A 20,934-nucleotide genomic window follows, 5' to 3' on the forward strand; every position below is an offset into this window, starting at 1 on the left:
AATGAATAAACAAACACTAAATGTAATTTTTACTTTTTGTATATTTATTGTTTTTGTCTGGGCCGCTGTTACCGCGCTTACTTTTTCCCGCTTAGCCCAATTCTTCCCTTTATATGTTTCTATCGCCGGTAGTATTGTATCCGGTATTTATCTAGTAAAGGAAGTTATAAAAATAAGGAAACAAAAAGACCAAGGTTCGCATCCGAAAGTTTTAATTATTAAACCAATTATATATACAGGATGGATTGTGGGATACGTCATCACTATTTCTTTATTGGGGTTGTTAATTGCTTCCACTATTTACCTTATTGCCTTTTTACTTATAGAATCTAAGTTCACTTTCTTTAAGGCTCTCTACTCCACTGGCATTGCTTTAGTTATCATTACAGTTTTAAGCAATTTACTAAATATTGCATGGCCGCAGAGTGTATTGTTAGGCCTCTGAATAGTAAAGTTTCTAAAAAACAATTTAGAGGTTTCTAACATTGATTTTGATGACATAGAATATGCCATTCAATAATGACTAAAAGTCATGGACCCTTACATAAAAGGGTTTGGGCATATTTTCTCCCGCTGTCTTTGCGCACTATGTCTCCTGTAATATCTTCATATAGATAGAAATTATATGTAGAAGAAAAACAATTTATATTATTTAATTTCTGCACAAAATTATTTTCCCTTTAAAGGAAACCTCTTAGAAAGTAAGCTTTTCAATAAGAATAAGCCACTCCTTCGTCCATGACCTAAGGAGTCGCTTTATAACTAGATTTTTAGAAATACAGTCAATATTCATTTATAAGGTTTCAAATCCTTGTGTAGCAAAGGGTTTGAGGACGGCTTACATCATGCCGCCCATCGTTTCGCCGGGATAAATACAATAAAATAGCTAATTATAAAGAGCTAACCTGTATTATATAAGGACTAAAGTTCTCCCCGTTATGTATTAGTATCTAAAGAATAATCAACATTAGTTTGTCATTAAGTATGACATTTTTTTATCTAAAAACAGGTCTTGAGATAAGTTACATTTCAGGGATATAGATACACCTCCATATTTTTGAACGTTATTCAGTCCACCTCCAGTCTTTTTTCCGTTAGGTCGTATATATAACCTCTAAATAAAAAGCCTCTTAAGAGTTCCAAGGACTCATGAGAGGCTTTTTAATTTAAGACTTAAATTTTGAGCAATTCACTTAAATTACTGTAATCTATGCTTTAAGTTAACCTTTAGTAGCACCAGAAGTTAATCCTGATATTAGATAACGTTGGAGATACAAGAATACAGTGGCAATAGGTATTGCTATTAATATTGCACCCGCAGCAAATCGAGTGAAGTTGTTACCAAATTGTTCATTAATAAAATTAAAAAGCCCTAAAGCTAAAGTAAAATTTTCTGGACTTCTCAATATAATACTCGGCAAGATAAAGTCCATAAACGGTGTCATAAAATTAAAGAGTGCCACAACCGCCAAGATGGGTTTTGCTAACGGTAACATAATGGTGAAAAATATTCGAAAATGACCTGCTCCGTCGATTTTTGCTGACTCATCTAATTCTCGTGGAAGTGTGTCAAAATAACCCTTTACAAGAAAGACATTTAGTGGGATGGCTCCCCCGATATATATCAATATTAAACCAGTCAAGGTATCTAACAAGTTTACCAAATTTAAAAGAAGATAGAGGGCAACCATCGCCATAAGAACGGGAAACATTTGTAACAATAAAAAGGTATATATCCCATTTTTTCTCCCTATAAATTTATATCTAGAAAAGGCATATGCGATAAGAGAAACAACTATTACAGAGCAAATTGATGTGATAGTTGCTACAATTAATGTATTTTTGTACCAGAGTAAATAATCACTACTAGGATCAAAAAAGAGCCACTTATAATGAACAAACGACCAGTTTTCTGGAAACATTGTAGACCCATATAAGCTTGTCCCCGGGTTTAGAGACAAACCTAACGTCCATAACAACGGGTAGGAAATAAAGACGAAAACGACTCCAATAAACAAATACATTCCTAAAACTTGAAGGTTGCTCTTAGTCTTTCTAGTCACTTACATCTCCCCCTCTTCTTTAAAGGAACGCGTGCGCCTGAATTGATAGAAAGCAAATCCGGCAATTATTAAACCTATAATTATCGAAATGGCTGCTGCCATGTTATAATTTTGAGTTTCAAAAGTTAAATTATAAACCCATGAAATCAAAATATCCGTACCACCAGCATTCTGCCCCCGTACAGCAGGTCCACCTTGGTTAAAGAGGTAGATTATATTAAAATTATTAAAGTTTCCCGCATATTGCATAATAAGAATTGGTGCAGTTGCAAACATTACTTGTGGGAATGTAATACTTTTAAATTTTTGCCAACTCGACGCTCCATCCATATCTGCTGCTTCATACCAATCTTTAGATATGCTTTGGAGTATCCCAGTAAATATAGCGAATACAAAGGGGAAGCCTACCCAGACTTGGATACCAATCAGAGCAATTTTTGACCAAAATGGATCTGTCATCCAAGGGATCGCTTGATTAAAAAGCGGCCCTAAGATATCGTTATTAATTGCACCAAAATCATTATTAAACAGGGCAGCAAAAATCAGTATAGTGACAAATGCTGGTACAGCCCAGGGTAATATTAACACTGTTCTAATAAACTTTTTAAATTTGATTCTAGGGTCATTCACAAATATTGCTAGAATTAGCGCTAAAGCTATCTGTAAAGTAGTAGCGACTAATGTCCAAATCACTGTCCATAAAAAAACACTAAAAAATGTACTACGCCAAATGGGTACCGTAACTAAAGATATAAAGTTTTCGAATCCTACCCAATTCAATAAATTTTTTGGTGGAGAATTATATAAATTGTAATCTGTAAATGCAATAGAAACCATGTATAATAGTGGGAAAATAACAACAAAAATTAACAAGAATAGGCCCGGACCAATAAGTATATATGGAAAACTTTTATTCCATCCTGCTCGGAATCTTTTTCGCAGACTATCAGGTCTAACTCCTTGTTGGAATTTCACCGCTTCTTTATAAGCATCGAGTAAATTCAATACATGAAAAGTTATTGCAAACCCTGTTATTATAAGTGAGATTATACCTTGAGCTAGCAGGACACGAGAATCGTCTAATCGAGGAATTTCACCTAGAGTTAAGAGTCCCCAATATCCTATATTTAAAAATTGATAGAAAAATAAAATAAAGGATATTGTTAAAAGTAAAAAAGTTGCTCCCTTTAAATAATGACGATTATACAATTGACCTAATCCAGGAACGAGAGATAATGTAACTGCTACCTTTGGGTTATGTGTTTGCTTAGCCAATTTTTACACCACCTTATACATCTTTGGTGAATGAATGTTTATCATTCTTTCACCATACTTGCTGACTAATTTAGTTATCCCCACCAAGTAGCGAATTTTGCTCTTTTATCGTTGCTTCAGCTTCTTTCAATACTTCCTGAGGATCTTCCCCTTCACCAATGAATACTAAAGCGTCTCCCATTGGCTCCCAAACTTGAGCCATTTCCGGAATATTTGGCGTAGGGTCAGCGTATTGAAGTTGGTCTTGAATTCCTTGATAGAGTTCACTTTCAATACTCACATCCTCCCGTGCTGGAAGACGTTTAGTGTTTTCAAAGAGCAACTCAGAGTTTGCAGTATTTGTCATAAATAACGCGAAATCTGTTGACCAATATTTATTTTCACTATATTCGGATACTGCTAATCCTTTTACACCTAAGAAAGATTCTAACTGCTTTCCCTTGTAGGTTGGGAGAGGAGCAATAGCTAACTTATCTCCTAAACCTTCCTCAAAATCCGGAATGCCCCACGGTCCTGAAATAATGGCCCCAACTTTTCCCTCTCGGAACAATCCATTCATTACATCGTAAGTAAGGCTTTCTGGGATATATCCATTCTCGTGCCATGACTGGATCATTTCCGCCCCCTCAACTACTTCATCACTTGATAAACCGATATCGCTAGTATCATATCCCCCTTGTTCACTTTTTTCGAAAACATATCCTCCCGCCGCAGTCAGGAAAGGAAATGTGGGGTAGAAATCAGAAGTAATATTTAAAAACCCAAATTCATCTTCGTCTGTGTTTGTTAACTCTTCAGCAATTTCATTAATTTCTTCTATTGTTTGAGGTGCTTCAGGAACGAGTTCTTTATTATAAAATAAGCCAATAGTTTCAACTGAGGATGGAATCCCTAAAAGTTTTCCTTCAACGGTGAATGCTTCAATTGCTGATTGTTGGTATCCTTTCAATTGTTCATCTGTTATTTCAATTTCTGCCGCTAGTCCTTGTAAGTAGGCATCCCCAATTCGGTCATGTGTTTCATAAAAAAGATCAGGCCCTCTTCCTGCAGGAGCATCTAGAGAGATATCAGCATTTTCTGCAGCCACTACGTTTACCTTAATACCGGTTTCTTCTGTATATTTATCCCCAACTTCTTGAAATGCTGTTTTAGTATCTTCCCATGCCCATAATGTTAACTCTTCAGGTTTTTCCGGTTCACTCTGCTCTTCTTCATTTTGTGATACTTCTCGTTGCGGCCCACAAGCACTTAAAAGTATCGAAAACACTAATATCAAAAACCCTGCAGATACATAACTTTTACTTAACATTTTGTTTCCTCCCTAGAGTTATTTATTAAACAAATAAACACATGATTCAAAAGGTTCAAAAGTCATTTTTCTCTTTAAGGTGGGCTGTTTTATTTTATAATTTGTAAGTTCAAGGGAAGCATGATTGAAATTAAGATCGTTTGGTAATTGAAAGTCAGTTGTTCTGTCAGTCATATTACCTATAATCAAACCTTTCTGTCCTTGAAAATCTCTTAAGTAAGCAAAAATCTCAGGATGATCAGGCAGTAATAACTGGTAAGAACCATAGACAAATAATTTATGTTTCTTTCTGAGTTGAATTAAATCTTTATAATAATTAAGAATGGAATTCTCCTCTTTCATTTGAGCATCGACATTAATAGAAACATAGTTTTGATTTAATTTTAACCACGTACTTTTTGATGTTGAAAATCCAGCGTTATCCTCGGAGTTCCACTGCATCGGCGTTCTAGAATTATCACGGCATTTAGACCAAACTACTTCCATTAAGTCTTCATGAGACATTCCTTGTTGTTTCTTCAACTTATAGTAATTCAACATTCCAACGTCATTATAGTCCTCAATATTGTCAAACCTAACATTAGTCATTCCAATTTCCTGACCTTGATAGATAAAAGGAGTACCTTGCATCAAAAAATAAACAGTTGCAAGCATTTTAGAACTTTCATTCCAATAAAGTTCCTCGTCCCCCCAACATGACACGCTCCTTGGAAGGTCGTGGTTTTCTAAAAATAAAGCATTCCAGCCTTTACCCTGCAATCCTTCTTGCCATTTTGTCAGCGCTCGTTTGAAACCTAAGATTTCTTTATTATTCTGGGTACCTTTATCCCATAGACCTACATGATCAAATTGAAATATCATATCAAAGCAGCCATCATCCTCACTGACCCAAAATTCTGAATCCTCAACCGATACTCCTCCAGCTTCTCCCACTGTCATGACATCATAATTTTTTATAGTCTTATTTGAGAATTCACTTAAAAAGTTTTCTATCCCTTTTACATTAGTTGTATATTTTGCAGCAGGTACTACATCTAATTTTTCCGGGTTAGGCATATTAGGGAAGCCCGGTTGCCGTTTTATATGAGAGATAGCATCTATACGAAAACCGTCTATTCCTTTATCAAGCCACCAATTTACCATATTGTACAAAGCATTACGTACATTTGGATTTTCCCAGTTCAGGTCAGGCTGTCGCCTTGAAAATAAATGCATATAGTACTCTTCTGTTTGTTCATCATATTCCCATATTGATCCTCCAAAGATTGACTCCCAATTATTGGGGGGATGACCGTTTCTTCCTTTTTGCCAAATGTACCAATCCCGTTTAGGATTTTCTTTTGAAGAACTTGATTCAATAAACCAAGGATGTTCATCACTTGTATGGTTAATAACTAAATCTATAATTAGTTTCATATCGCGTATATGGACTTCTTCTAACAATTCATTAAAGTCTTCCATACACCCGAATTCTTCCATAATGTCTTGGTAATCAGAAATATCATAACCATTGTCATCATTGGGTGATTTGTACATAGGGCATATCCAAATAACGTCTATTCCCAAATTATTAAGATAGTCTAATTTCTGAATAATCCCTTGTATATCCCCGATCCCGTCACCATTACTATCCATAAAACTTCTTGGATAAACTTGATAAACTACGCTTTCTTTCCACCACTTTTGCTGCAAGATTATTCACTCCTCAAGTATCCTCTACTATATTTTCTGACTTACGTAACCGGTTACGTAATATTCATAAAAAAATTATCCAGTAATCTAGATATTTATCATCCTTACTATTTTTTTATTACGTAACCGGTTACGTTGAACCCCTATTAAAAGAGAGACTAGTGAGAACGTACACTCTGTCTCTCTACAAGTTGATGGCCAAGTATACTATTTTCCACCTTTGAACCCGATTCAATCATTTTAAAGATCATCCCTGCAGCCTTTTCGGCCATCTCATGATGTGAAAGTGAAATAGAAGACAAGGGTGGATTCATAAATTTACACAAATTTATATCGTCCATACCTATAACAGAAATATCCTTAGGAACACTAATTCCTAGTTCAAAAGCAGCGGACAAAACACCTATACCAATTTCATCATTTTCAGCAAAGATAGCTGTAACATCAGGATTTCGATCTAATAACTTCCTAAGAGAATTAACCCCATCCTCAATAGAAAATCTCCCGTATTCTATACAACGATCATCAATTGGTATGTTGAAATCAGATAGAGCTCTTTTAAAGCCCTCTACACGCGGAATAGTATTACCAGCAATCCATTCTTCTTTATTTCCACTTATCATCCCTAATTTACTATGTCCATTTTGTATTAAATGTTTGGTAGCCGAGTATGCTGCCTGATGATCATTTGCAATAACATAAGGGACCGGGAACTCAGAATAAGCAGATAAAAGAACTAAAGGGACATTCATTTTAACAATATAATCATAATATTCTTCTTTTAATACTGTACTTGCAATGATTAGTCCATCAATTCTTTTTTCATGCAATAACTGAAGATACTTCATTGTTTTTATCCCTTGTGATTCAGTATGACAAACTATTATACTGGAACCTACCTTGTGTGCAACTGACTCAATACCGGTTAAAAACTCAGCTATGAGAGAACTCGTTAAATTTGGCACTAATACACCTATGGTATGTGTTCTGTTATTAGTTAGTCCCCTGGCAATGCCACTAGGAAAGTACTCTAATTCTTGAATAACATCTAATACTTTCATTTTTGTCTTATCAGAATATCCGCCTAGGTCATTCAATATTCTAGATACCGTAGCTGTTGATACATTTGCTTTTTTTGCAACATCCCTAATTGTATAAGCCATAAGTCATATTCTCCCTTTTACGTAACCGGTTACGTAATAACTTATCATAAAATGATAACCCTTTCAATATTTTTTTAATTGTTTAACCCTTCACTTTTATAGCTAGCCGAAACATAAACCCCATCAAACTAATGCCCCCTTGATAAACCCCAAACTATTTTTTAATATATTCCTTAATATCTTACAGGCAGCCGATCGCTTGCATATCTTGCACAAACCGTTTGAGGCCACTAAAGAATCCTTGTGTATTATCGCTCCATCCGCTTAGATAAAGCCCCGTCCTTATGTCGCCCAAGAAGCGCCTGAACCTAGAGAGGCTGGAAAAGGTAAAATGAATCAGTACCGTATTCAACATGACGAGAACCATTAGAGCCGTAAACCTATCGAGCAAAAACTGGCCAGAATCACTTGACGGTTCCATTAGTAAGGTATTGATATTTTGAGGATAAAAGTCTTATAACCACAACAAAAACCTCTCAAAAGTTCTGTGAACTAAGGAGAGGCTAACTATAATATATATTTCTATTTTTCGAATGACAAAAAGTATGTCAATCAGGGATTACACTAGGCCACAACCCCCTTCATAGCGGTATTTTGGGCGTTATCACATCATGCCGCCCATTCACTCGGCTAATTAATAGGACAATAATAAGATCCACGGAACCCTATTATTATTAGGTTTTCGTCAACAATTAAATTTTTTAAGCACAATAAGTTTTAATACTTTATCAACAGTATCCAGTCATAATCCAGTCACCCTAACATCACCTAGATGATTTTTTCATGTCTTTGGAACAGACTTTATTCTAAATGAAAGACCTATCACTATAAGATCTACAAAGTATTCACGTCGTAAATAACATCAAAACTTGGTTGATAAAGTGGCAGCAAATACAGAATTAAAATGAAGAAGGTAATTTAACATAAAAGGCAAAGGGATAAGCTCATGTATTCTGTTCTAAGAAACGTTGGATGTCGTTTTCTGTCTTCTCTGGATTGTTGATTATTGATTGGACAGCTTCTATTACGGCAATCTTATCATTGGACATTCTGGCTTCCTCCTATTCTTGTATTTCCATCTATTGTATTAATATTTTATTAAACTCCCCCTATAGCTCTTTTACCTTTTTATGAGAAAGATATTAAAGTACAAGGAGTTTTTTATGTTTAATATCTTAGGACCAATTATACTAGTCTTTTTACTTTACCTATTAATTGAACAAAAAGTTAGTGGAAAAGAGAAAATTGGTATTTATTTCTTTTATCAACTTTCTTGAACTTTTATCATTAAAAAAGTGAGATAAAGATGGGACATAAGTTAAAAACTAATTGAATACAGCCATTAGATTGTTCCACCTTTGCTATCTTTTTGGTTCACCTGTGACAAATTTTTGTATATTCCAAGGACCATTCCTTCTATATAAATCAATTGCATCTTACGGTGTAAATCATTTATTTAGGAGTTTTTTTATGGTCAAATACCGATAAACCCTTCGACTGCATGCCCAAGACATTGGTCAAAGGGGAATTGCCTTGAGCAGTTCGAATTCCCGAACAACGATAATTGAATACTTGAGAAGAGCTAGTGACAAAAATGTTAGTTGGCCTTTGGAAGAAGAGTTATCGGATCAAGACTTGCAGGAATTACTGTTTCCGGAGAAGTAATCGTCATCAAATTTTAGAAGAAAGTCAGATTGTGAGTATATTCATAAGGAGTTAGCCAAACCTGGAATCAATCTAACACTGCTTTGAGGTGAGTACTGTTTGAGTTGTAGGGCGATTTTGATTTTGCTTTTCAACCAAGTATAGATAAGAAGCGAATTAAAGAAGTTCTAACCGGGCGATACATACATCATGGCGAGAATATTATCCTCCTAGGCCCAACTGGTGTAGGGAAAACGCATTTAGCCACTTCCATGACAGTAGAAGTCCTTACACAAGGCCATACAGCCCTTTATATCACGGCGAATGACTTTATAGCTGAATGCCAAAACAAGGATTAATCTAGTGGATTATAAAGACAAACAAAAGCGCAAGTGAGGCTCACCCATTACCTCAATTGCGCTTTTGTTTTTCTCATCTTTTTTATAATCTGGTTAAGCACTTCCGAGAACACGAGCCCAAATGCAATAGCACCAGATATCATAAAAGCTTTCGCTGCAATGGAGATAGCGACGCTGTAGTCATTTTGCACAAAGTTTCGCATGGCGTCATACGCGAGACTTCCTGGTACGAGAGGAATAATTCCTGGTACGCTAAATATAATCATAGGCGTTTTGTATATCCTTGCCAGCATCTGGCTGACCATGGCAATAACAAAGGAGGCGATGAGTGTAGCTGGGACACTGTCGACTTCTTCCCATACTAAGGATATGTAAATGACCCAACCAATCATGCCGACGAGACCACAATTGATAATCGTATTTCTTGGCGCCTGATAGATCATTCCAAAGGCAGCTGATGCAAAAAAGCTTGCTACGGCATATTCAATCAACATAGTCATTCCTCACGATCTCTAAAATAGTGCAAACATAACAGCAATACCCGCACCAATTGCAAAAGCCGTTAAAAAGGCCTCCGCCCCCTTGGCGAGTCCTGAGATAAGATGACCTGCCATCAAATCCCTTACAGCGTTGGTGATGAGCAGGCCAGGGACCAACGGCATGATAGAACCAACAACTACCTTATCAACTTCCTTCCCGATACCTAATGAAAAAAGGGAAAAGGCTGTAAAACCAATCAACAACGAAGCAATGAATTCAGCAACAAATTTAATTTCAAATAATCGAATAAAGTTAATTAATGCAATAAATCCTAGCCCTCCTGCTATGCAGGCTGGTAGGAAATCGTACCAACTCCCCTGAAACATGAGACTAAAGAAACCACTCGCTAACGTGGCAGCGATGATTTGCATGCGCATGGAATAATCTGTAGGACTGGTTTCAATTTTTCTAAGCTCTTTATACGCTACGTGAGTAGACATGTCTCCACTTGTAATGTTTCTAGAGACATTATTCGCGAGATTTACTTTTTCGAGATTTGTCTCTCGTGCTGAAACTCTTACTAATTTTGCAGGGGCACCAGGGCTAATCGTAAACACAATCCCAGTAGGTGTTACATAACTTTGTGCTTCATCCCGTCCAAAAGATTGGGCAATCCGCGTCATCGTATCTTCCACACGATAGGTTTCCGCTCCATTTTGTTGCATTATCTTCCCAATTAATAAACATAACTCAATTAAGTCCTCTGTACGCTCCACTCGGTCACCTCAATTCGTATTACAGTATGTTTAGTGTGTCTATTCATATACTAAAAGCTTAAAACCCTTTTTAAAATTTCCACAATCTCGAAACTTCTCCACTTTCTTTTGCACGACTGGCCGGATCTTAGCTCCATATTTGTTCTTAAAGGCTTCCCAATGTTGATGTTCATCAAAGAAAATTCATCGTAAAATATTCGTCTCCATACAAGTACAATACCACATCATCAAGGGCTGTAGTATTGTCAAAAGTTATACATTCTTTACTTTGAACAAAAACTAATAAAAGAACTATCAGGAAAAGAGGTGTGAATTAGTCCCTTTCCAAACCTAGGTTTCTTGGATGTATAAACCATTCGTCTATGGGGACATTAGATATCAATAATATCTGCTATTTTTTCTGTTGGCGTTCGGAACAGTGGCAGGGGCCATCGTTCACTCGGTTTACGATGGCCAGATGCCCGAAATAAAGTAGAGGGAATTAAAAAACAAATCCATTTGGAAAAAGTTATTTGGATTGTAACGAAGTTAAATACAGCTCCTACGAAAAGGATTTGTTACTTAGATAGTATTATAAATCCCCACGAAATATTAGCTCTCATATGGGGCCTTTATGCCTCTGAAATCTATACCAAGCAATTGAGAAACTACATTTTCCTTAATGACACCTTCTTTAACCAAATAATTTAAAAATGCCCTGATTCGTTGTAATTTTGTATTTATCGCTCCAGCATTATTACCATAGTTTTGCCACTCTCTTAGAAATGTTTTTACAAGGCTAGAATTTACGGTCTTCTAAAAAACCTGAAATGCAAACTTTAAAAGCAAAAAAGGACTACCTCCTTTATTTAGGAAGTAGTCCTTTAATTACTAACTATTTATACATTACTTGAAGAGTTTCCAGAGACTTTTTTGTGTGTTTCAAACTTTTTATAGAAAAATCCAGTCAAAACTTATTTGTAATGCGGAAAAAACCCTATTACATAAGTGGTTTGAGCGTTATTACATCATGCCGCCCATTCCACCCATACCGCCCATGTCAGGCATGCCGCCGCCAGAACCTTCTTCTTCAGGAAGGTCTGCAACTACTGCTTCAGTAGTTAGGAACATAGCCGCTACGGATGCTGCGTTTTGCAGTGCGGAACGAGTAACTTTTGTTGGGTCTACGATACCTTGTTCAACCATGTTGACCCATTCGCCTGTTGCTGCATTGAAGCCGATTCCGACTTTTTCGCCTTTAAGGCGCTCAACGATGATGGATCCTTCAAGGCCGGCGTTGTGTACGATTTGACGTACTGGCTCCTCTAGGGCGCGTAGTACGATGCTTGCACCTGTTGCTTCATCGTCTGCCAGGCCTAGACCTTCTACAGACTTGATGATGTTCACGAGTGCAGTACCACCACCAGCCACGATACCTTCTTCTACAGCTGCTCGAGTAGAGTTTAGGGCATCTTCAATGCGTAGTTTACGCTCTTTCAGCTCTGTTTCAGTTGCGGCACCGACTTTGATAACGGCTACTCCGCCTGAAAGCTTCGCTAGGCGCTCTTGTAGTTTTTCTTTGTCGAATTCAGAAGATGTTTCTTCTGCCTGGGTGCGGATTTGAGCGACGCGGGAAGCGATTTGCTCAGGGTTTCCTGCACCTTCAACGATTGTTGTGTTTTCTTTTGTAATGACGGCTTTAGAAGCGCGGCCTAGCTGATCGAGTGTTGTATTCTTCAGATCTAGTCCTAGATCTTCGGTAATGACTTGACCACCTGTTAGGGCTGCAATGTCTTCTAGCATCGCTTTACGGCGATCGCCAAAGCCTGGTGCTTTAACGGATACGGCGTTGAATGTTCCGCGAAGTTTGTTTACAACTAATGTAGCCAATGCTTCGCCTTCTACGTCTTCAGAGATTAATAGAAGCGGCTTGGACTGTTGTACAACCTGCTCAAGGACAGGAAGAACTTCTTGAATGTTGTTGATTTTCTTATCTGTAATTAAGATGTAAGGATCTTCAAGAACCGCTTCCATCTTATCCTGGTCAGTCACCATGTATGGAGAAGCATATCCGCGGTCGAACTGCATTCCTTCAACCACTTCTAGTTCTGTGTTGAATCCTTTAGATTCTTCAATCGTGATAACACCGTCGTTACCAACGCGCTCCATAGCTTCAGCGATAAGCTGTCCCACTTCATCATCAGAAGCTGAGATGGAAGCTACTTGAGAGATGGACTCTCTGCCTTCGATTGGCTTAGAGATTTTACGCAGTTCTTCTGTAGCAACTGCTGTTGCTTTTTCAATTCCGCGGCGAATGCCTACTGGGTTCGCGCCGGACGTTACGTTCTTAAGTCCTTCACGGATCATTGCTTGCGCAAGTACCGTTGCTGTTGTTGTACCGTCACCAGCAACATCGTTTGTTTTAGAAGCTACTTCAGACACAAGCTGTGCACCCATATTTTCGAAGTTGTCTTCGAGTTCGATTTCTTTCGCGATCGTTACCCCGTCATTTGTGATCAGCGGGGAGCCGAATTTTTTATCTAGAACGACGTTACGTCCTTTAGGTCCTAGTGTTACTTTAACGGCATCTGCCAATGTATCTACACCACGAAGCATTGCGCGACGTGCGTCTTCACTAAATTTAAGTTCTTTAGCCATAATAAAATGCCCTCCTTATCAAAATTCGTATCGATAGAATTGATGATGCTTACTTCTTACTGGACAACTGCTAGAATATCGCTCTCGCGAATGATTAAGTATTCGTTGCCTTCGTACTTCACTTCAGTACCAGCAAACTTCGAATAGATTACGTGGTCGCCAGCACTTACTTCTAGTGCTACCTTTTCCCCGTTATCGGTTACACGGCCTGTACCAACCGCAACCACTTTGCCTTCTTGAGGCTTTTCTTTTGCAGAGTCTGGAAGTACAATTCCGCTTGCAGTAGTTTGTTCTTCTTCTACTAATTCAATAACAATACGATCACCTAATGGCTTTAACAATTAGGACACCCTCCTTAGTCAGGTTCATATTTCGATTCATGTCGTTTATTAGCACTCAATTGTGTTGAGTGCTAACACAATTCCTATAATAAGCAATTCACTTTTGATTTTCAAGTAGAAACTATCAATTTTTCATCACCTTTTTTCTACAATATTCGCGAAGTCATAAGCCCTTATTCTTATTGGATGTTTTTAAATTGTGATAAAATACATAAAGTATGGAAAGTCTCTGTTTTTTTAAAAAAGGAGTTATGTATATGCCAAAACGATATTGGTGGATCATTATCACATATGTTATCGCGCAGCTCTCTTCGTTCATTGGACTGCCGATTATGTTTCTTCTTGGTTTCGGCCAATCGGATGCGATTGCGATTTGGTCGATCTTAAGCTTCACCATTGCCACAATAGTCATCTTACGTTTATTAAAACCTGACATGACACAGCCTGAGTTACGGGGCGAGCGTTCCAGTAAAGGAAAGATTGTGCTCTGGTCGATCCTCGGTGTATTTCTCGCGCTGTTTGCGCAAGGGATTGCCGCTACAATTGAGACGCAGGTTTTCGGCATACCTGCCGGATCTGAGAATACAATGGATCTTATGAACATTGCGAGAGAATCCCCGCTGTTCATCTTATTACCCGTTGTGTTTGCCCCTATAACAGAAGAAATCATTTTTCGTAAAGTGATTTTCGGTCAGATGCATAAGCGCTTCAACTTTTTACTCGCTGTGCTTGTTTCCTCCCTCGTCTTCGGGGCGTTTCACATGGATTTCAAGCACATGCTTGTGTATTTTTCCATGGGGGTTGTCTTCGCTTTCTTATATGTAAAAACGAAAAGCATCATTACGCCGATCGTGGCTCATATGGCGATGAACTCGTTCGTCGTTATATCTCAGCTTTTCTATTCAGAGGAAGACATTCGACGCATGCAGGAGCAACTGCAGACGATTGTAACGGGAGGGTTGTTCTAGTATGAGAGCTTCTCCCCTTACGATGGCGGCTATCTACTTTTTCATGGGGGTGGCCTTTACGTATATCGCAGCCAGCATGGAATCGGAGACGCTGTGGAGTTTTCCGACGCTGCTGCCGATCGTCATTGCCACGTTTAATTTCGCGGTAACCGTCCGCTTAATTAACATTCACCTTAAGATTAAACAAGCGAAGAACGATAAAAAGAATAAATAGTTCTGGAGGTGGGAGCTGTGAAAGCCATTCTGCACAGTCACCGTGTACATTTGGGTCCTGTCACCGATGAGCACCTTGAGCAGATCGCAACATGGTTTAATCATTCGTTGTTCCTGCGCCGCTTCGATGCCGCAGCTGCACAGCCGCGTTCGTACGATTCGCTGAAAGAATGGCGCGATGATGCCACTAAGAACGACAGCCATTTTCTTTTTTCCATTTGTGATGGGGATACGCTGATCGGCTACGTAGAGCTTGACGGGATCCTGTGGAACCAGCGTAACGGCTGGATCTCAATTGCGATTGGCGACGCCGATCATCAAGGGAAAGGCTATGGCACGGAAGCCATGGAGCTGTTAATCAACTACGCCTTCCAAGAATTAAACCTCCATCGATTGCAGCTTACCGTTTTTGATTACAACGAGCCGGCCTTAAGGCTGTATGAAAAACTCGGCTTTACGTACGAAGGAGCCCAGCGCGAATTCGTCCTCCGCGACGGCAAAGCGTACGACATGTTGATGTATGGTTTGCTTGCGCGAGAATGGAACACCTAAGCGAAGACAACGGAGCTGAAAAAGAAAAAAATGCTGAAGAGTCTGTATAGCTCTTCAGCATTTTTTATGCGTTTTGATCATCCTGTACGCCTTTTAATAAGAAAGAAAACGGCAGAGCGATGAGTAATACAGCTGCTGAAACGAGAAACGCTTCGTTTAACGTCTGCAGTGTCGCTGCCTGCATATCCATATCAGGAGCAGCCGCTACTTGAGCACGCCGCACTTCATAATAAATGGAGAAAAAGACGATGCCGAGTGAAGAGGAAATCTGCCGGATGATGTTGTTCATCGCCGAACCTTGCGCGACTAAATGTTCAGGAATCGCGTTCATACCTGACGTCGTTGCCGGCATGTTCCCCATTCCCATGCCTAGTCCGCGCACGGTGTTAAGTAACAGGATCAGCCAGTACGGCGTGGAAACGTTCAACATCCCAAGACCAATCGTCGCTGCGGCCATAATGGCAAGGCCTGGCGGCACAACATAGCGCGGTCCTTTTTTATCGAGCATTCGCCCGCCAATCGACATGAAGATGCCGCTTGCCGCCGCTGCCGGCAGAAACAGCATTCCTGTCATCACTTCATTTAATCCGTACACGACTTGAATGAGCAGCGGCAATAAGAAGATGCCGGAAAACAGGCCGATTGACGCTGCTGACGTGACGAGAATGGAAACGGAATACGTAGGTACTTTAAAGACGGATAAGTTGAGCAGTGGATCGTCCTGGCGGTTTTCATAGAAAACAAAAGCGACGATGGCCAATAGTCCTGCAATGATCAGCGTAAGATTCAAAGGATCCACGAGCATCGAAAGTTCACGACCTCGCCCAAGTGCCAGCAGCACAGCGCCAATTCCGAGCGTAATCATGACAAAGCCAATGTAATCGAACTTCTTTTCTGGATGCGTTTCAGTCCGCTCTAAAAATTTCATCGATAATAGGAGTCCAAGTAAGCCAAACGGAATGTTAAACGCAAACAGCCATGGCCAGTCCAAAAACTGAATCATAAAGCCGCCTACTGTTGGTCCGATCGCCGGCGCCACCATCGCGGCCACCCCGTATACGCCTACAGCTAAGCCGCGTTCATGTTTAGGAAAGGAATTAAAGATGAGGGCCATAGCAATTGGCATCATCATACCGCCTGCCACCCCTTGAATGGCCCGTGACATGATGACCATTCCAAGCGTTTGTGAAAGCAGACCAGAAATCGAGCCGAGGATAAACAAACACAGTCCGGCGATGTACACTTTCTTTTTCCCGAATCGATCACCTAAATAGCCGGTTAACGGCATCGTCATCCCCATCGATACCATAAAGATCGTTAAGATCCAGCCGACCGCCACCGCGTCGGAATCAAACACTTCAATGAATCGCGGAAGGATCGGGTTCAGCATGCTGTTATTTAAAATGACGGTAAACGTTCCAAATAATACGGATAGAACGACTAACCATTTCGTAGGTATTTTGCTCAACACCAGATCCCCCTTTCTTTATAATATCCCCTTCTTTTTATACCCTAAGTATCAACCATTTTAGCACTTCTATCGTTCGCAAACACTCGTTATGCCTATCGTTATTTACAGTACGTTACAATTCCTACTGCTCTCCTCAGGCTGTTGAAAAGCTTGGATGGAGATTGTAGACAAGGTAGTACTCGGTTCCTCCATTAGAGTCCTGGAGAAAAGGAACAGGAAAAAGCGCCGCTTTCCGCGGGGCAAGACGGAAAGTCTCCTCGGTCTGCGACCTCCAGGGCCTCTCCTGTCTGCTCGTCCCGCAGGAGTCGTCACTTTTTCCGTTCCTTTTAATCAAAATAAGCTTTCGGAACCATTGAAGGATGGGAAAGCCTAGCTGCCACTTGGTCTAGTGATCGTTTATCGAAAAAGGGTTTTAGGAAACGGCGACACTCCAATGGGAGAGACGAATAAGGTGTGACCCCGAAGGGCTTATAAAGCCCGAGGAGGTCTTAAATAAGAAGTTCGATTAAGTTCGGCACGTCGTGTGCCAACATCGAACGACCCCACGTCGTGTGGGACCATGGAAAGCGAGTTGTTTCCTAAAACCCTTCCCCCTTTCTAAGCCAGAAATGTTTTCTACACTTTCAAAGTAAAAGAGCAAACAAAGGAATTTCCACATACAAAAGGACAACCTTATCAGTTGTCCTCTTCTTCGTCTAATGGGTAATGTTTCAGGAAATACACAAGCGCCTGCAGCTCAACAGCTAAGTCAATGTGATGAACGCGCACGCTGTTTGGCACCGTAATTCGTGCAGGTGTAAAGTTCAGCACCCCAGAGATACCCGCTTCGACCAGACGATCAGCTATGCCCTGAGCCGCGGATGATGGTACGGTTAAAATCGCGACAGAAATGCCGTCCATATGCTTCTCTAAATCGTCGATGTGCTTGATCGGCACACCGCCTACCGTCTGCCCGATACGGTCATCCTTTGCATCAAAAGCGACTTCAATTTTTGTATTGTTATTTTTCATGAAATTATAGTTTAAAAAAGCAGTACCTAAGTTTCCGACACCAATTAAAGCGACATTTGTCGTTTCATCCTGATCAAGCGTCTGGCGGAAAAATGACAGCAGATACTCGACGTTATATCCATATCCTTTTTTTCCGAGGGCTCCAAAGTAAGAAAAATCACGGCGAATCGTGGCTGAATCAACTTTGACCGCTTCACTCAGCTCCTTCGATGAGACTCTCATCTTGCCCTGGCTATGGAGATTATTAATGAATCGATAGTATAGCGGCAGCCGCTTCGCCGTCGCTTGTGGTATTTTAGCGTTTTCTGCATCCATTGGATTAACCTCCTCTTACCGGCTGTCTCGTTTGTAATCGCCGGATTTACCTCCTGTTTTCTCTTCTAAATACGTCGGTCCGATGACCATTCCTTTATCCACGGCTTTACACATATCATACACCGTTAACGCAGTCGCTGAGGCTGCGGTCAGCGCTTCCATTTCGACACCCGTGCTGCCTTTTGTTTTCACCGAGACCATAATATGGAGCACATAGTTCTCGTTCGTCTCCCATTCAAAGGTGACATCGATCCCTTTTAACGGAAGCGGGTGGCACATCGGAATCCAGTCGGGCGTCTTTTTTGCCGCCATAATTCCTGCGATTTGGGCTACGGAAAGGACATCGCCTTTCTCCATATCGCCGCTTGTTACTTTATGATAAATCGTTTGATTCACTTCTATACTCGAATGCGCGATCGCCGTTCGAACGGAATCTTTCTTTTCCGAAATGTCGACCATTCGCGCTCGTCCTTGTTCATTAAAATGAGTAAATTCAGACATGCGTGGGACTCCTTTACCAATAGTACAGGTTAGTTACTCAAACATTACTCTTATTTTATCAAAAAATCAAACGAAAGTGTTAAAGCGTTCACAATCTCTTAAGTACCTCTCCTTGCTACTGTCGTCCTATATAAGATACACTTATTTCATTGAGGTGAAACGACATGATTCTCATGCAACTAAATCAATTGACGAAACGGTTTGGCGCCGAGTTAATTTTACAAAATATTAAGCTGGATGTACAAATGAATGACCGCATTGCGATTGTCGGAAGAAACGGAGCCGGCAAAAGTACGTTGCTGAAAATGATGGCCGGGGACATGAGCCATGATTCGGGGGACATTTTTAAACCGAAAGATGTTTCCATGGGATACCTGGCTCAAAATACAGGCCTGCAGTCCGACGACACGATCTGGAATGAAATGACGAAGGTGTTTGCCCATTTGCAAAAGCTTGAACGGGAACTTCGCCAAATGGAAGCTGATATGGCGGACCCTGACTTACTAGCCAACGCAAACAAATACCATCAGCTGCTTTCGAAATATGATGAAAAACAGGACTACTTTAAGGTCGCGGGCGGCTATCAATATGAAGCCGAGATTAAAGCGGTTTTAAACGGGCTTAACTTTCATGATTTTGATTGGAATACGTCAATTGCGACACTAAGCGGCGGACAGAAAACGCGGCTTGCGCTCGGAAAACTTCTATTAACGAAGCCTGACATTCTCATTTTAGATGAGCCGACCAACCACCTGGACATTGATACACTCTCATGGCTTGAGTCGTACTTGCAGGGTTACGAAGGCGCTGTTGTCATCGTTTCGCACGACCGTTACTTCTTAGATGAAATTGTGAACACCGTATATGAGATCGCCCATCAGGGTTCTAAGAAATACCACGGCAACTACAGCGACTATTTAAAGAAGAAAGAAGAAGATTATGAGCTTGAGCTGAAGCATTATGAGAAACAGCAGAGTGAAATTAAACAGATGGAAGAGTTTATTCAAAAGAACATTGTCCGTGCCACTACGAGTAAGCGCGCGCAAAGCCGCCGCAAGCAGCTGGAGAAAATGGATAAGCTCGATAAGCCAAAGACAGAGCAGCAATCTGCGAAGTTCAGCTTTCAAGTAGCGAAGAAAAGCGGAAACGACGTGTTAAAGATTCGTGATTTAGCGTTTCGCTATGATGACCAGGACCGCTACGTGTTTGATCATCTGTCACTAGACTTACAGCGCGGCGATTCCTTTGCGTTAGTCGGTCCGAATGGTGTTGGAAAAACGACGCTTCTTAAGACGATCATCGGTGACTTAAAAGCAGCAAAAGGCAATATTATGGTCGGGACCAATGTCCAAATTGGCTACTATGATCAGGAACAGACGAAGCTGAACTCAAAGAAAACCGTATTGAATGAGCTATGGGATGAGTACCCGCTTAAAAATGAAAAAGACATCCGCACGATTCTTGGGAACTTTTTATTCACAGGAGAAGATGTGTTAAAACCTGTGTCCGCATTAAGCGGTGGAGAGAAAGCGCGATTATCGCTCGCCAAGCTGATGATGCAGGAAGCCAATCTGTTAATTTTGGACGAGCCGACCAACCACCTCGACTTAGACAGTAAAGAAGTGTTGGAATCTGCGCTTGTCGATTATCCAGGAACCATCTTATTCGTTTCCCATGACCGTTACTTTATTAATAAAATCGCCACGCAAATTGTGGAGATGGAACCGGCTGAAACGCGCGTGTTTCTCGGCGATTATGATTATTACCTTCATAAGAAACAAGAAGAACGCGAACTTCGGGAAATCGAAGAAGCCGAACGCGCTGAGCAGGCAGCAGCCACAAAGCCGCAGGAACAAGAATCAAAAAACAGCTTCCAGCAGGATAAAGCCTTAAAAAGCGAAGAACGTAAACGTAAGCGCCGCATAGCGGAAATTGAACAGGAAATTGAACAGCTTGAAGCGAAAGTGGAAGAAAACGATGCGCTTTTATGCAAGCCGGAAGTTTTCCAGGATCATGAGAAGTCACTTGAACTGACGGAAGAAAATGAACAGTATCAGGAAAGAATGGAAGCTTTGCTGGAGGAATGGGAAGCGTTAGACGCATAGGCAAAAGAAAAGGCTCAGAGTGAAGATGATCACCCTGAGCCATTATTATGGATTTTTTT

Annotated in this window: 17 protein-coding genes and 2 pseudogenes; 6 read left to right on the forward strand and 13 right to left on the reverse strand. The window is 40.3% G+C overall.

Annotated features, from left to right (window positions below):
- The first annotated feature begins 1 nt into the window (after nucleotide 1).
- Nucleotides 2-445 carry a tripartite tricarboxylate transporter TctB family protein gene (locus IEV27_RS14580; protein WP_188378213.1) on the forward strand — a complete coding sequence of 148 codons (444 nt, stop codon included), beginning with the start codon at nucleotides 2-4 and terminating at the stop codon, nucleotides 443-445.
- Between the two features lie 775 nt (nucleotides 446-1,220).
- Here IEV27_RS14580 and IEV27_RS14585 read toward each other — a convergent pair.
- The 5 genes from IEV27_RS14585 to IEV27_RS14605 all read right to left on the reverse strand — a co-directional run bounded on the left by IEV27_RS14585 (nucleotide 1,221) and on the right by IEV27_RS14605 (nucleotide 7,502).
- Complete coding sequence (locus IEV27_RS14585; protein ID WP_308808333.1) at nucleotides 1,221-2,063, reverse strand: sugar ABC transporter permease; 843 nt, start codon at nucleotides 2,061-2,063, stop codon at nucleotides 1,221-1,223.
- Nucleotides 2,064-3,338, reverse strand: coding sequence for a sugar ABC transporter permease (locus tag IEV27_RS14590; protein ID WP_188378214.1), 1,275 nt, complete (start codon nucleotides 3,336-3,338; stop codon nucleotides 2,064-2,066).
- Nucleotides 3,339-3,408: 70 nt separating this feature from the next.
- Nucleotides 3,409-4,647 carry a sugar ABC transporter substrate-binding protein gene (locus tag IEV27_RS14595; RefSeq protein WP_188378215.1) on the reverse strand — a complete coding sequence of 413 codons (1,239 nt, stop codon included), beginning with the start codon at nucleotides 4,645-4,647 and terminating at the stop codon, nucleotides 3,409-3,411.
- 18 nt (nucleotides 4,648-4,665) lie between these two features.
- Entirely contained in the window at nucleotides 4,666-6,339 is a 1,674-nt protein-coding gene (locus tag IEV27_RS14600) for a glycoside hydrolase family 13 protein (RefSeq protein WP_188378216.1), read from the reverse strand.
- A 158-nt stretch (nucleotides 6,340-6,497) separates the two neighbouring features.
- The gene (locus IEV27_RS14605; protein WP_188378217.1) at nucleotides 6,498-7,502 is read right to left on the reverse strand and encodes a LacI family DNA-binding transcriptional regulator; all 1,005 of its coding nucleotides are present in this window, start codon (nucleotides 7,500-7,502) and stop codon (nucleotides 6,498-6,500) included.
- A gap of 1,790 nt (nucleotides 7,503-9,292) precedes the next feature.
- On the opposite strand from IEV27_RS14605, the pseudogene IEV27_RS14610 reads away from it, so the two are divergent.
- A pseudogene (locus IEV27_RS14610) lies at nucleotides 9,293-9,505 on the forward strand (ATP-binding protein); the annotation flags it as partial.
- A 47-nt stretch (nucleotides 9,506-9,552) separates the two neighbouring features.
- Here IEV27_RS14610 and IEV27_RS14615 read toward each other — a convergent pair.
- The 5 genes and pseudogenes from IEV27_RS14615 to groES all read right to left on the reverse strand — a co-directional run bounded on the left by IEV27_RS14615 (nucleotide 9,553) and on the right by groES (nucleotide 13,739).
- Nucleotides 9,553-9,999: a threonine/serine exporter family protein gene (locus IEV27_RS14615; protein ID WP_188378218.1), complete on the reverse strand. Its 447-nt coding sequence runs from the start codon at nucleotides 9,997-9,999 to the stop codon at nucleotides 9,553-9,555.
- An 18-nt stretch (nucleotides 10,000-10,017) separates the two neighbouring features.
- Nucleotides 10,018-10,761, reverse strand: a complete 744-nt coding sequence (locus IEV27_RS14620; protein ID WP_188378219.1) for a threonine/serine exporter family protein — start codon at nucleotides 10,759-10,761, stop codon at nucleotides 10,018-10,020.
- Between the two features lie 42 nt (nucleotides 10,762-10,803).
- Nucleotides 10,804-10,944: pseudogene (locus IEV27_RS20165) on the reverse strand (IS91 family transposase); the annotation flags it as partial.
- A gap of 819 nt (nucleotides 10,945-11,763) precedes the next feature.
- Nucleotides 11,764-13,398, reverse strand: a complete 1,635-nt coding sequence (gene groL, locus IEV27_RS14625) for a chaperonin GroEL (RefSeq protein WP_188378220.1) — start codon at nucleotides 13,396-13,398, stop codon at nucleotides 11,764-11,766.
- 56 nt (nucleotides 13,399-13,454) lie between these two features.
- Complete coding sequence (gene groES, locus IEV27_RS14630; protein WP_188378221.1) at nucleotides 13,455-13,739, reverse strand: co-chaperone GroES; 285 nt, start codon at nucleotides 13,737-13,739, stop codon at nucleotides 13,455-13,457.
- A gap of 257 nt (nucleotides 13,740-13,996) precedes the next feature.
- On the opposite strand from groES, the gene IEV27_RS14635 reads away from it, so the two are divergent.
- The 3 genes from IEV27_RS14635 to IEV27_RS14645 are packed head-to-tail and all read left to right on the forward strand — an operon-like array spanning nucleotide 13,997 to nucleotide 15,472.
- A complete protein-coding gene (locus tag IEV27_RS14635) occupies nucleotides 13,997-14,707 on the forward strand; it encodes a CPBP family intramembrane glutamic endopeptidase (protein ID WP_188378222.1) in 711 nt (236 codons plus the stop codon).
- A 1-nt stretch (nucleotide 14,708) separates the two neighbouring features.
- A complete protein-coding gene (locus tag IEV27_RS14640; RefSeq protein ID WP_188378223.1) occupies nucleotides 14,709-14,921 on the forward strand; it encodes a DUF4305 domain-containing protein in 213 nt (70 codons plus the stop codon).
- A gap of 17 nt (nucleotides 14,922-14,938) precedes the next feature.
- Nucleotides 14,939-15,472, forward strand: a complete 534-nt coding sequence (locus IEV27_RS14645; RefSeq protein ID WP_188378224.1) for a GNAT family N-acetyltransferase — start codon at nucleotides 14,939-14,941, stop codon at nucleotides 15,470-15,472.
- Nucleotides 15,473-15,536: 64 nt separating this feature from the next.
- Here IEV27_RS14645 and IEV27_RS14650 read toward each other — a convergent pair whose 3' ends face one another.
- The 3 genes from IEV27_RS14650 to moaC all read right to left on the reverse strand — a co-directional run bounded on the left by IEV27_RS14650 (nucleotide 15,537) and on the right by moaC (nucleotide 18,770).
- Entirely contained in the window at nucleotides 15,537-16,940 is a 1,404-nt protein-coding gene (locus IEV27_RS14650) for an MDR family MFS transporter (protein ID WP_188378225.1), read from the reverse strand.
- A 678-nt stretch (nucleotides 16,941-17,618) separates the two neighbouring features.
- Nucleotides 17,619-18,269, reverse strand: a complete 651-nt coding sequence (locus IEV27_RS14655; RefSeq protein ID WP_188378226.1) for a redox-sensing transcriptional repressor Rex — start codon at nucleotides 18,267-18,269, stop codon at nucleotides 17,619-17,621.
- 15 nt (nucleotides 18,270-18,284) lie between these two features.
- The gene (gene moaC / locus IEV27_RS14660; protein WP_188378227.1) at nucleotides 18,285-18,770 is read right to left on the reverse strand and encodes a cyclic pyranopterin monophosphate synthase MoaC; all 486 of its coding nucleotides are present in this window, start codon (nucleotides 18,768-18,770) and stop codon (nucleotides 18,285-18,287) included.
- A gap of 164 nt (nucleotides 18,771-18,934) precedes the next feature.
- Between moaC and IEV27_RS14665 the strand changes: the two genes are divergently transcribed.
- A complete protein-coding gene (locus IEV27_RS14665) occupies nucleotides 18,935-20,875 on the forward strand; it encodes an ABC-F family ATP-binding cassette domain-containing protein (RefSeq protein WP_188378228.1) in 1,941 nt (646 codons plus the stop codon).
- The last annotated feature ends 59 nt before the right edge of the window (nucleotides 20,876-20,934 follow it).

It is taken from the genome of Halobacillus andaensis, from assembly GCF_014636475.1.
Lineage (GTDB): Bacteria > Bacillota > Bacilli > Bacillales > Halobacillaceae > Halobacillus_A > Halobacillus_A andaensis.

Excerpts from the sequence above, each read along its gene's own strand:
- IEV27_RS14580 (WP_188378213.1), top strand. The coding sequence starts at position 2 with ATGAATAAACAAACACTAAATGTAATTTTTACTTTTTGTATATTTATT.
- IEV27_RS14595 (WP_188378215.1), bottom strand. The coding sequence starts at position 4,647 with ATGTTAAGTAAAAGTTATGTATCTGCAGGGTTTTTGATATTAGTGTTT.
- IEV27_RS14605 (WP_188378217.1), bottom strand. The coding sequence starts at position 7,502 with ATGGCTTATACAATTAGGGATGTTGCAAAAAAAGCAAATGTATCAACA.
- IEV27_RS14615 (WP_188378218.1), bottom strand. The coding sequence starts at position 9,999 with ATGTTGATTGAATATGCCGTAGCAAGCTTTTTTGCATCAGCTGCCTTT.
- groL (WP_188378220.1), bottom strand. The coding sequence starts at position 13,398 with ATGGCTAAAGAACTTAAATTTAGTGAAGACGCACGTCGCGCAATGCTT.
- IEV27_RS14635 (WP_188378222.1), top strand. The coding sequence starts at position 13,997 with ATGCCAAAACGATATTGGTGGATCATTATCACATATGTTATCGCGCAG.
- IEV27_RS14640 (WP_188378223.1), top strand. The coding sequence starts at position 14,709 with ATGAGAGCTTCTCCCCTTACGATGGCGGCTATCTACTTTTTCATGGGG.
- IEV27_RS14655 (WP_188378226.1), bottom strand. The coding sequence starts at position 18,269 with ATGGATGCAGAAAACGCTAAAATACCACAAGCGACGGCGAAGCGGCTG.
- moaC (WP_188378227.1), bottom strand. The coding sequence starts at position 18,770 with ATGTCTGAATTTACTCATTTTAATGAACAAGGACGAGCGCGAATGGTC.
- IEV27_RS14665 (WP_188378228.1), top strand. The coding sequence starts at position 18,935 with ATGATTCTCATGCAACTAAATCAATTGACGAAACGGTTTGGCGCCGAG.